15 protein-coding genes are annotated in these 12,478 nt (G+C 62.4%); 6 read left to right on the top strand and 9 right to left on the bottom strand.

What is annotated here, in order from left to right:
- A partial coding sequence (locus QZ213_RS15190) for a hypothetical protein (RefSeq protein WP_291686904.1) occupies positions 1–352 on the top strand: 352 nt, incomplete at its 5' end.
- Between the two features lie 208 nt (positions 353–560).
- On the opposite strand, the gene QZ213_RS15180 is transcribed toward QZ213_RS15190, so the two are convergent.
- From QZ213_RS15180 to QZ213_RS15165, 4 genes are all read right to left on the bottom strand, one after another.
- A complete protein-coding gene (locus QZ213_RS15180; RefSeq protein ID WP_291686902.1) occupies positions 561–704 on the bottom strand; it encodes a hypothetical protein in 144 nt (47 codons plus the stop codon).
- A 619-nt stretch (positions 705–1,323) separates the two neighbouring features.
- Positions 1,324–1,566 carry a hypothetical protein gene (locus QZ213_RS15175; RefSeq protein WP_291686901.1) on the bottom strand — a complete coding sequence of 81 codons (243 nt, stop codon included), beginning with the start codon at positions 1,564–1,566 and terminating at the stop codon, positions 1,324–1,326.
- A 12-nt stretch (positions 1,567–1,578) separates the two neighbouring features.
- Complete coding sequence (locus QZ213_RS15170; RefSeq protein ID WP_291686900.1) at positions 1,579–1,821, bottom strand: hypothetical protein; 243 nt, start codon at positions 1,819–1,821, stop codon at positions 1,579–1,581.
- Positions 1,822–1,965: 144 nt separating this feature from the next.
- Complete coding sequence (locus QZ213_RS15165; protein WP_291686899.1) at positions 1,966–2,913, bottom strand: LysR family transcriptional regulator; 948 nt, start codon at positions 2,911–2,913, stop codon at positions 1,966–1,968.
- A 98-nt stretch (positions 2,914–3,011) separates the two neighbouring features.
- Here QZ213_RS15165 and QZ213_RS15160 point away from each other — a divergent pair, with 98 nt between their 5' ends.
- From QZ213_RS15160 to QZ213_RS15150, 3 genes are all read left to right on the top strand, one after another.
- Positions 3,012–3,449, top strand: a complete 438-nt coding sequence (locus tag QZ213_RS15160; RefSeq protein ID WP_291686898.1) for a DoxX family protein — start codon at positions 3,012–3,014, stop codon at positions 3,447–3,449.
- Positions 3,450–3,489: 40 nt separating this feature from the next.
- Entirely contained in the window at positions 3,490–4,326 is an 837-nt protein-coding gene (locus tag QZ213_RS15155) for a class III extradiol ring-cleavage dioxygenase (RefSeq protein WP_291686897.1), read from the top strand.
- 136 nt (positions 4,327–4,462) lie between these two features.
- The gene (locus QZ213_RS15150; RefSeq protein WP_291686905.1) at positions 4,463–5,953 is read left to right on the top strand and encodes an acetyl-CoA hydrolase/transferase family protein; all 1,491 of its coding nucleotides are present in this window, start codon (positions 4,463–4,465) and stop codon (positions 5,951–5,953) included.
- Positions 5,954–6,036: 83 nt separating this feature from the next.
- Here QZ213_RS15150 and QZ213_RS15145 read toward each other — a convergent pair whose 3' ends face one another.
- The 4 genes from QZ213_RS15145 to QZ213_RS15130 form a co-directional block, all read right to left on the bottom strand.
- A complete protein-coding gene (locus QZ213_RS15145; protein WP_291686896.1) occupies positions 6,037–6,255 on the bottom strand; it encodes a hypothetical protein in 219 nt (72 codons plus the stop codon).
- 118 nt (positions 6,256–6,373) lie between these two features.
- Positions 6,374–6,652, bottom strand: a complete 279-nt coding sequence (locus tag QZ213_RS15140; protein WP_291686895.1) for a hypothetical protein — start codon at positions 6,650–6,652, stop codon at positions 6,374–6,376.
- Between the two features lie 112 nt (positions 6,653–6,764).
- The gene (locus QZ213_RS15135) at positions 6,765–8,090 is read right to left on the bottom strand and encodes a dicarboxylate/amino acid:cation symporter (RefSeq protein WP_291686894.1); all 1,326 of its coding nucleotides are present in this window, start codon (positions 8,088–8,090) and stop codon (positions 6,765–6,767) included.
- 127 nt (positions 8,091–8,217) lie between these two features.
- The gene (locus tag QZ213_RS15130; RefSeq protein WP_291686893.1) at positions 8,218–9,414 is read right to left on the bottom strand and encodes an aminotransferase class I/II-fold pyridoxal phosphate-dependent enzyme; all 1,197 of its coding nucleotides are present in this window, start codon (positions 9,412–9,414) and stop codon (positions 8,218–8,220) included.
- Positions 9,415–9,515: 101 nt separating this feature from the next.
- Between QZ213_RS15130 and QZ213_RS15125 the strand changes: the two genes are divergently transcribed.
- Both QZ213_RS15125 and QZ213_RS15120 read left to right on the top strand, forming a co-directional pair.
- Entirely contained in the window at positions 9,516–10,925 is a 1,410-nt protein-coding gene (locus tag QZ213_RS15125; RefSeq protein WP_291686892.1) for a M48 family metalloprotease, read from the top strand.
- Positions 10,926–10,984: 59 nt separating this feature from the next.
- Positions 10,985–11,752 (top strand): DsbA family protein, encoded by a 768-nt coding sequence (locus QZ213_RS15120; RefSeq protein ID WP_291686891.1) that lies wholly within the window; start codon positions 10,985–10,987, stop codon positions 11,750–11,752.
- Positions 11,753–11,848: 96 nt separating this feature from the next.
- On the opposite strand, the gene QZ213_RS15115 is transcribed toward QZ213_RS15120, so the two are convergent.
- Positions 11,849–12,088 carry a hypothetical protein gene (locus QZ213_RS15115; protein WP_291686890.1) on the bottom strand — a complete coding sequence of 80 codons (240 nt, stop codon included), beginning with the start codon at positions 12,086–12,088 and terminating at the stop codon, positions 11,849–11,851.
- Between the last annotated feature and the right edge of the window lie 390 nt (positions 12,089–12,478).

Genomic DNA, 12,478 nt, shown 5'->3' with positions numbered 1-12,478 from the left:
CCGCCCGGCAAAACCGGGCGGTTCTTGCTTGCCGCCTATTGAACCGCGGCGTGTACCCACAAATCTAATCAACAGAGAACGCCTGGCCATGTCCGCTTCGGGGGCGCATCGTATGGCGAAGTCGGTGACGGCCGGACTGAGCTACGGCACTCTCCGAAAGGAGTGCCTCGACGCCGTACGACAGTGGCCCGGCTGCGAGACCATCGGCGGCATTCAGGTCGTGCGGAACAATACAACAGGCAGCTTTTCGATCCGGGTCACGCTGTATGGGCAAGCCGACAGGAAAACCGCCGATCGCGCCATCAATTGCGTCCAGCGCGAGAAGCGGCGGCATTTCCATCTGCTCGATTGAAAACGATCATCGCTTCAGGTCGGCCACCTCTGAGCCAAGCCACGCTGCTTTCTGAGCTCGCGGTCAATCCGTTGTTGAACTCTGTGGGTGGCCATGCCCATGAGGCTCGTTTGGGTCTTGCCAGTCGTGGCGGCTTCACCGATCTGAAAACACCATTTCCACAAGCCCGGCTCAACCTCCACAACGGTAAATTCAACACCCCTGCGATTCATGGCTTCGGTCCCAGGCGCGGCTCTTTCGCCATCTCCTCTGCCAGCAAATTCAAGAGCACTTCTCGCCCCGCATCGGGGTGCGGCTCCGCGAGGCGCTTTTTCAAGAGTGCCAGGTTTTCCCGCTGGATGAATTTTTCCATTCCGCCTCTTCCGATCTATAGGCGCGGGCGCCAATTGGCCTCGGCGAAACACGCTCCAGCATCATCCGCGCTTGGCAGCGGGGACAGCGAGGGCGCTCAATGATGGTCAAGACGAACGCGGGGCCCCCCGCTGGTCAAGAATGCTCTTTCACGGAAAGATGGGGCGTAGGGAAAAACCGCGGCCCTAAGACGAGCGATGTCCGGCATCAAGGCATTTCTTGGCGCCGCCAGATCGCGGCGGCGCCAACGAAGATGCTGATTGAAGGCTGCGTCCTTCAAAACACAAACGGCCGGCCGGTATTGCTCAAGATCCTACCAATGACCTCTGCGGCGACCCCAGTATCCGCCGCCGCCAAACAACAGTACCAAGATAACGACAACAAGGATCAATTCCATAAGAAGTCTCCTCTGAGGTAATATTTCAAAGAGGGAACTGCATACGGTGAACTAAGTTCCCCCTCGGCCGCACGAGAGATCATGACCCTTCGTTCGAACCTCCACGGAACTAGCAACCGACGAAAGGATGTCGCGCCATCTTGCCGATGGACCATGATCCACAGCATGCGAAACCGGGAAGCACGGCGCGCGCCAAGGCCGGGCCGGACTCGTCCCCGAGAACCTAATCCGTCGTCAGATCGTAGTCGTGGCGCAAGGCGCGCTGGACATTAAGCGCCGCGCCTGCCGCCGTGTTGGCATCGGCGGCGCCCGCCGATAACACACACATCGACCAGTTATTTTGAGCACGCTGATCCGCTATGCGGTTGATGGCGATCACCCGTATGCCTGAGCAGCCAGGTTGCTTCCGGAGTTCAGCCAGCGCCCTTGCCTGCAAATCCTGGATCGATAGCAGGGTCTTTGCCATTCCGACCGCGCCCTACTTGGTGGCGTGGGCGATCTTGTGCTCAAGGTGACCGGTCTCGTGATCACGCCGGAGCTGGCTCAGCGAGGTCTCGTTCAACTGGAGCAGAACCTCGCTCAGCTTCTGGGTTTCAGGATAACCGGCCGCAAAACCCTGTCCGTAAATCGTGCGCAACGTGCGCACGAGGGTGTTTCCATGCTTGTGGCTGATTTCGCCATCCTTGTTGCGGTGGCGATTGTCGAGACCGGCCTTGCTCATGCTGCTCTCCATTGTGCCCGCAGCCGGCAGCATCCTCCCGCCCGGACCAAATAGCAAATGAACGCGCTCTGGCAGCCACCGGCAATAGGATCCGCAATTCGCTGTTGCGGCGCATCATGATCGTGTTGGCACCGCCCCACCGCATCATTTTGCACGACCGCGTCCGCGCAGCGACGCAAGACCACGATCCCAGGGCGGCTCCGGGGCAAAGCGGCTCACGATGAAATCGATGAACGCGCGCACCCTTGCCGGCGGATGGCGGTCCGGCAAGAACACGGCATAGATGCCGCCAAGTTCGACCGTCGGCTGATCCAGAGTGAGCGCAACCAACCTGCCTGCGCGCAGATCATCGGCCACGATGAAAGTCGGCTGGTGAATGATACCCTGCCCCGCGATCGCGGCGGCCCTTAGGGCATCTCCGTTGTTCGCGCGCAGATTGCCCGAGATCTGCACGCCGGTTTCGGCGCCGACGCCAAACACCCAGCGATCGACGGGTATGCGCTGCGACAGCGTGTAGCCAAGACAATTATGATCCGCCAGACTCGCCACGGTGCGCGGAGTGCCGCGTGCCTTGAGATAGGACGGCGCCGCGCAGACGACGATGCGGCAGGCTGCGATGCGCCGCGCGATCAGGCTCGAACTGCTGAGATTGCCGATGCGGATCGCGAGGTCCCAGCCCTCCTCCGCCAGGTCGACCAGCCGGTCGTTGAGGCCGAGCTCGACCGTGACGCGCGCATGGCGCTCGGCAAATTCGGCGAGCAGAGGCGCGATCTGCCGCGCGCCGAATGAAACCGGCGCGTTGAGCCGCAGCAATCCCCTCGGCTCGACCCGATCGGCGGCGACCGCGGCGTCGGCGGCTTCGATTTCGGCAAGGATGCGCCCGGAAGATTCCAGATAGTTGCGCCCGGCGTCCGTGATCGAAAGCCGCCGCGTGGTGCGGTGGAAAAGCTTGACGCCCAGGCGGCTCTCGAGCGCCGCAATGTGCTTGGTGACCATGGTCTGCGACATGCCCATGGCCCGGGCGGCGGCGGAAAGGCTGCCGGCGCCGGCTACTCTTGCAAACACCTCAAGGCCGGTCAGGCGGTCCAACATGGTATTTCACTCTATTAGTATGATCTGTCATTCCATATTACCAGATTATCACCCTCCTGAGAATAGATCATATAGCCTCAACAAACTTGGAGATAGCCATGATCGAATCCAAAACCGCTCCCTACGCGGCGCTCTTGCTGCGGATCAGCTTGGGCGGCCTGTTCCTCGCGCATGCCGGCCTGAAATTCTTCGTCTTCACCCCGGCGGGCACGGCGAAATTCTTCGACAGCGTCGGGCTCCCGCCGGCGCTGGCCTATCTCACGATCGCGGTCGAAGTGCTGGGCGGCATCGCGCTGATCCTCGGTCTGTGGACCCGTATCGCGGCGATCGTTCTGGTACCCATCTTGCTCGGCGCCATTTTCACGGTGCACGGCGCGGCCGGCTTCTTCTTCACCAACGCGCATAGCGGCTGGGAATTTCCGGCGTTCTGGACCGTGGCGCTGCTCGTCCAGGCATTGCTCGGCGACGGCGCCTACGCGCTGCGCATCTCCGGTGCTAATCCCGTCGGCAAGCTCACGGGCGCGCACTCGCATTGAACGCGCCGCAGGGCCGGCGCGACGCCGGAGGGACCGTCTCATGACCATGCCAAGCCTGTTCCTGTCGCACGGTGCACCGACCCTGCCGCTCACCGACACGCCGGCCCGCGCATTTTTGAGCGGATTCGGTGCAACGATCGCGCGTCCCACGGCCATCCTCGTGATCTCCGCGCATTGGGAAACTTCAGTCCCGACAATCGGCGCCGTCGATCGCAACGACACCATCCACGATTTCGGCGGCTTCCCGCAGGCGCTTTATGAACTGCGTTATCCTGCCCCCGGCACGCCGGCGGTTGCCGCGCGCGCCTCCGATCTGCTGCGCGCAGACGGGATCGCGTGCCGGGTCGATCGGAGCAGAGGCCTCGATCACGGCGCCTGGGTACCATTATTGCTGATGTATCCGCAGGCCGACATTCCCGTGCTGCAGCTTTCGGTGCAGCCGCATCTGGGGCCCCGACACCATCTTCTGATGGGGCGCGCCTTGGCGCCGCTGCGGCAGCAGGGCGTGCTGATCATCGGCAGCGGCAGCCTGACCCACGATCTGTCGGAATTTCGTGGCCACGGGCCGAACGATCCGGCGCCCGCCTGGGTCAACGCCTTCGCCGACTGGTTCCACTCCGCGCTGGCCAGCGGGCGGAACGAGGATCTGCTCGACTACCGGCGACAGGCGCCGTTTGCGGTCAAGAACCACCCGAGCGAAGAGCATCTCTTGCCGTTGTACACGGCGCTTGGGGCCGCCGGCGAGAACGCCCGCGCCGAGCGTCTTCACGCCAGTTCGACCTACGGTATCCTGCGGATGGACGTCTATGCCTTCAGGGCTCCCGACGAGTCCGTGCGAAGCGAAAGCGAAGACAGGCTCGCGCAAACAATGAGCTGACGCGCTGTCGCCGATGGCGCGATGAACCGGCCTTGATATCCGTCAAATGCCCGCCTCGCTGCCGGGGCTAGAAATGCACGATGCTCGTGCAACGAGCCGCAGGTATTTTTCCTCCTGCTCAAGGGTATTCATGACGATTGATCATTCGCGGGTCATGTCGCCGGCGCTTCGCTCCAGGATCATGTCGGCCGAAGATGCCGCGGCGCTGGTGCCGCATGGCGCGAATGTGGGCATGAGCGGCTTTACCGGGTCGGGATATCCGAAGGCCGTTCCGCTGGCGCTGGCGCGCCGGATCGAGGCAGCGCAGGCGCGCGGCGAACCGTTCCGGATCGGTGTCTGGACCGGGGCCTCGACCGCGCCCGAACTGGATGGTGCGCTGGCCAAGGTCAATGGCATCGAATTGCGCCTGCCCTACCAGTCCGATCCGATCACGCGCGAGCGCATCAATGCCGGATCGATGGAATATATCGACATCCACCTCAGCCACGTCGCGCAGTTCGTCTGGTTCGGTTTTCTCGGGCATCTGGATGTCGCGCTGGTCGAGGTCACCGCCATCCTGCCCGACGGCAGTCTGGTGCCCTCGACCTCGATCGGCAACAACAAGACCTGGCTGGATCAGGCCGACAACATCATTCTCGAGGTCAATTCGGCGATGAACCCCGCGATGCAGGGCATGCACGATATCTACTACGGCACGAGACTGCCGCCGCACCGCAAGCCCATCCCCATCCTCGCGCCCGGCGACCGGATCGGCGAAACCAATTTTCGCTGCGACCCGGACAAGGTGATCGCCGTGGTCGAGACCAACGCGCCGGACCGCAACACCACCTTCGCAGCGCCCGACCCGACGTCGAAGGCGATCGCCGGCCATATTCTAGATTTTCTCGGCCACGAGGTCCGCCGTGGCAGGCTGCCGCCGGAATTGCTGCCGATCCAGTCCGGCGTCGGCAACGTCGCCAATGCCGTGATGGCGGGTCTCGAAGACGGCCCGTTCACCGGGCTGACCGCCTATACCGAGGTGCTGCAGGACGGCATGCTGAACCTGATCCGGTCCGGGCGGATGACGCTCGCCTCCGCCACCGCGCTGTCGCTCAGTTCGGACGCGGCGACGTTCTTCAACCGCGAACTCGAGACCCTCAGGAACAGGATCGTGCTGCGCACGCAGGAGATCTCCAACCATCCGGAAGTGATCCGGCGGCTTGGCGTCATTGCCATGAACGGGCTGATCGAGGCCGACATCTACGGCAACGTCAACTCGACCCATATTCGCGGCACCGCCATCATGAACGGCATCGGCGGCTCCGGCGACTTCGCCCGCAATGCCTATCTCTCGATCTTCATGACGCCGTCGACCGCCAAGGGTGGCTCCGTTTCAGCCATCGTCCCGATGGTGACCCATGTCGATCACACCGAGCACGACGTGCAGATCATCGTGACCGAGCACGGCCTCGCCGACCTGCGCGGCCTGTCGCCCAAACAGCGGGCAGCCATCATCATCGACAAGACGGCCGATCCCTCGTTCCGGCCGGCGCTGAAGGATTACTTCGACCGGGCCTGCCGGATGTCGCCGGGAAAGCATACCCCGCATCTGCTCGACGAGGCGTTCCGATTGATTCAGCCGGGCTGAACCAGGGTGACGACCTGCATGCCATCGTGCCCGCATCTGAAGCGGAAAACGCAAGCCTGAAAACAGGAGCTTAGGCTCTCGACCTAATGACGTTCAGCCCATTTGCGCCAATGCGTCGGCTGAATGTCGATATGCTTCTTATTTGAAGCATCGACCCATTCCGCTCCCTTTTTGTGACACGGGTACGCTAGCGCGAGGACCATTCCATCAAAGTCCATGACACAGACTTCAAGGTCTTCGTCGTCCGTTGGGGCAATCGAAACGGACAACCATTCTGCGGACAGCGAATGAATATGGGTCATGATCAGCACTCCCCATAAAAAATAGTGAAATTCCTATATAACATATCAAGTTGCAGCTCGCTTGATCTGCATCAAGGGCCTTCATTTGCCTGCGCCTCGGATGCCCAATCTTGTTCGATCACTCGTCGGGATCGGCGGGCTCATCAAAGATCGTTCTTAGCAAGCGCCATAGCTCGCGATGGCCAGCGGTTTGCCCGCCCTGCCTTAGGTAATCCGAGATATCCATCGTGTCTGTCTGATACTCGACTGCACCTCGAATCTTCGCCTCTAAATGCGTCACCTCGCGCTCGACGTATAAGCTCTTCTTGTCGGTGTCGAAGACAAGCGTACAACGATCCGCGTGGGTAACCTCCGGGCCTCTCACCTGACGATACAATTCTCTTTTTAGGAGAGCCATTTTCCCGCTCCCGATGATGACGATGCGATAGCTAACTCATTAATCTCAACGAGGTTCGGACCTTTACTCGGCATACAGATTTCCGCTGTGCATTGTTGATTCCACGCCCCAGCTAACCCGTCGTAATAGCCGTCTCCACATCCGACGGGTCGATCTCCTTGTTGAGGCGGGCGTGCAACTTGACGTGATTGAGCTCGCCCTCCCACCACGACACGAACACCGTAGCGATGCCGTTGCCGGTGATGTTGGTGAGCGCGCGGACCTCGCTCATGAACTTGTCCACCGAGAACACGATCGCCATGCCCGGCACCAGCGCCGGATTGACCGCCGTCAGCGTCGCCGCCAGCGTGATGAAGCCCGCGCCGGTGACCCCGCTGGCGCCCTTCGAGGTCAGCATGGCGACGACCAGGATGGTCAGTTGCTGGGTGAAGGTGAGATCGACGCCGAGCGCCTGCGCGATGAACAGGGTCGCCAGCGTCATATAGATGTTGGTGCCGTCCAGATTGAACGAGTAGCCGGTGGGCACCACGAGCCCCACCACCGGTTTGGAACAGCCGAGCCGCTCGAGCTTTTCCATCAGCTGCGGCAGCGCGCTTTCGGACGAACTGGTGCCGAGCACGATCAATAGCTCGTCCTTGATATAGCCGATGAACTTGAAAATGCTGAAGCCGATATACCGCGCGATCAGGCCGAGCACGACGAATACGAACAGCGCCGCGGTCGCGTAGAACAGCGCCACCAGCCCGATCAGATTGACCAGCGCCGCGGTGCCGAATTTGCCGACGGTGTAGGCCATCGCACCAAAGGCGCCGATCGGCGCCGCCTTCATGACGATGGCGATCACGCCGAACACCGCATGCGAGGTGTCGTCGATGACGTCACGCAACCGGTGGCCGCGCTCGCCCATGGCCATCAGGGCAAAGCCGAACAGGATGGCGAACAGCAAGACCTGCAGGATATCGCCACGGGCCAGCGCACCCACCACGCTGTCGGGAATGATGTTGAGGACGAAATCGACCGACTTTTGCGCTTCCGCCTGCTTGACGTAAGTCGCAACCGCCGCGGCGTCAGGCGACGCGCCGAGCCCGCGACCGACCTGGACCAGATTGCCCATGATCATGCCGAGGATCAGCGCGAGCGACGAGACAATCTCGAAATAGACCAGCGCCTTGACGCCGACGCGGCCTACCTTCCTGGCGTCCTGGATATGCGCAATGCCCGACACCACGGTGCAGAAGATGATCGGCGCGATCACCATCTTGATCAGCTTGATGAAGCCGTCGCCGAGCGCCTTGATCCAGTCATTGGTGGCGACTTGAGGCCACAGCCAGCCGACGATGACGCCGATCACGATGGCGAACAGCACCTGCAGATAGAGTATCTCATACCAGACTTTCGTCGCGCGGCCCGACGCTTTGGCCGGAGTTCTTGCCACCATGACTCACGCTCCTCCCTTACGAACTCGCGGATCGTCCCCTCGTTCTTGCGCGGACGGCCATCTTTCATACACCTGAGATCGATTGGTCCGGCGGAGTCAATGACACCGCTCAAGATCGCCGGTAATTTTATCCGCGGCGGCCGAGCCACCGCGCGATCCGCGCGACGGCCTCCCGCATGTCCTCGGCCGAACGCGCGTAGGAAAAGCGGATGAAGTGATGGCCGTGAAGCGGATCGAAGTCGATGCCCGGGGTTGCGGCGACGTGGGCCTGTTCCAGCATTTGCTTGGCGAATTCGAAACTGTCCGAGGTGAATGCCGAGACGTCGGCGTAGAGGTAAAATGCGCCATCGGCGGGCAGGAATCTGGTGAGGCCGGCCTGCGGCAGGCCCTCGATCAGGATCCGGCGGTTCTCCTGGTAGCCGTGCTTCACCGCTTCCATTTCTTCAACGCCCTCGAACGCCGCCTCCGCGGCGATCTGCGACAGCGTCGGCACTGAAATGGCGAGATTCTGCTGCAGCCGCTCAATCGGCCGGACCAGCGCCTCCGGCACCACCATCCAGCCGACCCGCCAGCCGGTCATGCAGAAATATTTCGAGAACGAATTGATCACCAGGGCATGCGGGGAGAGTTCGGCCGCCGTCACCGCGGGAAACGCATAGTCGAGGCCGTGGTAGATCTCATCGGAAATGAAGCGGATGCCCGCGCCTTCCGCCGCCCGCATCAGGCCGGTCAGGGCCTCCCTGGACATCATCGTGCCGGTGGGGTTGGCCGGACTGCCGACCAGCACGCCCTTCAGCGGCGCCTTGCGATGGGCGGCGAGCAAGGCTTCGCCGGTCAGCGCATGCCGGTCTTCGCTCGATGTCTCGATCAGCACCGGCTCGCAGCCGAGCGCGGTGAGGATGTGACGATATGGCGGATAGCCGGGCACCGTGACCGCGACGCGGTCGCCCGGCTCGAACATCGCCAGAAAGGCCAGGATGAACGCGCCCGAGGAGCCAGTGGTGACAACGATTCGCGCCGAATCCACCGCGCAGCCGTAGGTGTCGCTGTAATGCCGGGCGATGCGTTCGCGCAGCGAGGGAATGCCGAGCGCGGAGGTATAATCGATCCGCGCGCCGTCGAGCGCGGCGTGGGCCGCTGCAATCGCCGCCGTCGGCGCCGGAGCCCAGGGTTGGCCGACTTCCATGTGAATGACATGGCCGCCGGCGGCCTCGATGCGCGCCGCCGCCGCCATCACATCCATCACCATGAAGGGCGGAACATTGCTGCGCCCGGACGCCGTCACCAGGTTCCTCGCGCGGTCTCTCAGTGTCGCTTCAAGCATCGATATCTGCTAATGATCTCTGTGCCCCAGACTAGCCGTATTCCACGGTTTGGTAGGGCATAACCCGTATCCGGGCCGCCGCCAATCGTTTAAAGACCCTTATGTTGTTCCGCCTCGCGCCCCACCGGAAAACCTCGAAACTGACCGCGGTCATGACCGCGGCTGCGCTCGCCTTCGCGCCGGTTTCGGCCGCGCTCGCGCAGCAGGAAAAGGGGCCGCCGGTGATCCGCGACACCGAGGCCGAGCAATTGCTGCGCGACTACACCAGGCCGATCCTGCGGGCCGCGGGCCTGGAAAAACAGAACATCCAGGTCGTGATCATCAACGACGGCACTTTCAATGCTTTCGTTGCGGACGGCCGCCGTATTTTTGTGAATTCCGGCGCGATCTTGCAGTCCGAGACCCCCAACCAGTTGATCGGGGTGCTGGCGCATGAAACCGGCCACTTGGCCGGCGGGCATCTCTCCAAGATGCGCGAGCAGATGGCGCAGGCGCAGACCCAGATGATCATCGCCATGCTGCTCGGCGCCGGCGCCATGGTGGCGGGCGCACGGAGCGGCAACGGCAATGGCGGTCTGGCCAATGCCGGCGCCGCCGCGGTCGCCGCGCCGCAGGAAATGATCCGCCGCAACCTGATCTCCTATGTACGCGCGCAGGAAGAAAATGCCGACCGCGCCGGGGTGAAGTTCCTGGCCGCCACCGGGCAGTCCGCCAAGGGCATGTATGACACCTTCAGGCGCTTCACCAATGACAGCCTGTTCGCCTCCCACGGCGCCGATCCCTATTTGCAGTCGCATCCGATGCCCGCCGACCGCGTCGCCGGGCTGGAAGAACTGGCGCGCTCAAGCCCCTATTGGGACAAGAAGGACGACCCCGCTTTGCAACTGCGCCACGACATGGTGCGGGCCAAGATCTCCGCCTTCATGGAGCGGCAGGACACCGTCTACCGCCGCTATCCGATGTCGAGCGACAGCCTGCCCGCGCGCTACGCGCACGCGATCTCGACCTATTTGCACGGCGATCTGCGCACCGCGCTCGCCCAGATCGACGGGCTGATCCAGCAGCAGCCCAACAACTCCTATTTTTATGAATTGCGCGGTCAGGCGCTGCTGGAGGGCGGCAAGCCCGCCGAGGCCATCGCTCCTTTGCGGAAGGCGGTCGCGCTCTCGAACCACTCACCGCTCATCGAGATGTTACTTGGGCAGGCGCTCGTGGGAACCGATAATAAGGCCTATACGGACGAAGCGATCGGGATTCTGCGTGCGGCGGTGGCACGCGAGACCGAGGCGCCGCTGGGCTTTATGCAGCTCGCCATGGCCTATGGAAGAAAGGGAGATTACGCAGAGGCCGATCTGGCGTCGGCACAGGCCGCCTTCCTTCGCGGGGACAACAAGACGGCACGCGAACTCGCCGCGCGCGCCAAAACCCGTTTCGCCGTCGGCACGCCCGGATGGGTCAAGGCCGATGATATCGTCGCGGCAAAGCCGATGACCGGCCAGAAGAGCAACTAGAGATAAATCAAGCCGCTGTAGGCTTCGAAACCGGCTTTTACCCAAAGAGGATTGTGCCAATGCCTTCGTTCCGACTGCTCGTTTCCGCGCTGCTCGCACTCGCCCTCGGCGTCCTGCCGCCGGCCGCTTCGGCGCAGAGTTTTTCCGACAGCCAGCGCGGCGAGATCGAGACTATCGTCCGCAACTACCTGATCGCGCATCCGGAGGTGCTGGAAGAGGCGATGGCCGAACTCAACAAGCGCCAGGCCGCCGCCGAGGCCGAGAAGCACGAAGCGAGCGTCGCCGCCAACGCCGAGACGATCTTCAACTCGCCGCGCGGCGTGCTGCTTGGCAACAAGGACGGCGATGTCACCTTCGTCGAATTCTTCGACTACAATTGCGGCTACTGCAAACGCGCCATGACCGACATGCTCGATCTCATGAAGAGCGATCCCAAGCTTAAGGTGGTGCTGAAGGAATTCCCGGTGCTGAGCGAAGGTTCGGTCGAAGCCGCCAAGGTCGCGGTCGCCGTGCGCATGCAGGATCCCTCCGGCAAGAAATATCTCGATTTCCACCAGAAGCTGCTCGGCGGCCGTGGTCCCGCCGACAAGGCCCGCGCGATGGCGGCCGCCAAGGACGCCGGACTTGACACGGCCAGGATCGAGAAGGATCTCGCAAGCCCCGAAGTGCGCGCCACGATCGAGGAAAACTTCAAGCTCGCCGAGGCGATGGGCATGAACGGCACGCCGAGCTACGTGATCGGCAAGCAGATCGTGGTCGGCGCGGTCGGCCTCGACAGCCTGAAGGAAAAGATCGGCATCGCCCGCTGCGGCAAGGCGACGTGCTGAGCGACCCTGGTCGGCTCACCTCCCAAAATCGAGAGGCCGCCCCAACTGGCGGCCTCATTTGTTTCTACCGCCAACAGAATGCGCCAGCAGTGATCATCAATATTCGTTGGGCACCTGGCCAAATCGGCCAAGGACCTGCTTGGCGTCGAACTTGCCACGCTCGAAATCGCTGGTGCGGCTGATCGCGATCGCGCCTGCATGGCCAAAGGTTTTCCAAAGCCCTTGCGCCCGTGCGATCGCAGCAACCGGCGTTGGGCATTTGATCGGTTCGCCGGCGACGATGCCGCCATCGACATAGTCGAACGGCACCACCATGAAATAGGTAAGCTCGGCCATCGCTGCGCTTCCTCCTCGCACGGCCACCGGGCAAATCTGATCACCGGCGGATTATTTTTCATGCACTTTATGGAAGGCGTACGCCGCTCGTTTTGACGCAAATCAAGGAAAGCGCGCCCACCGCGAGCCGCAGCAATAACGCCGCGTGCCATCGAAGCGAGCCCGCGCACAACCTTCGCGTTTATCACGCATTCACAAAACAAACCCGATGGAACCGTCGATGGCACGGAACCGGACGCAACTCACTTCGTTGTCGGCGCGGGCAATGCAAACACGTGAGGAGAAATTCTATGACTAATCGCTTTATGATATCGGTCGCCGCAGTGGCGCTGATTGCCGGCACCGGCTTCGCCAATGCGCAGGGAACCGGAATGAGCCGCGAGGGCTCGT

This window comes from Bradyrhizobium sp., assembly GCF_017881085.1.
GTDB lineage: Bacteria > Pseudomonadota > Alphaproteobacteria > Rhizobiales > Xanthobacteraceae > Bradyrhizobium.
Note: the sequence above shows the minus strand (reverse complement) of the source record. Positions and strands in the feature narration are given on the sequence as shown.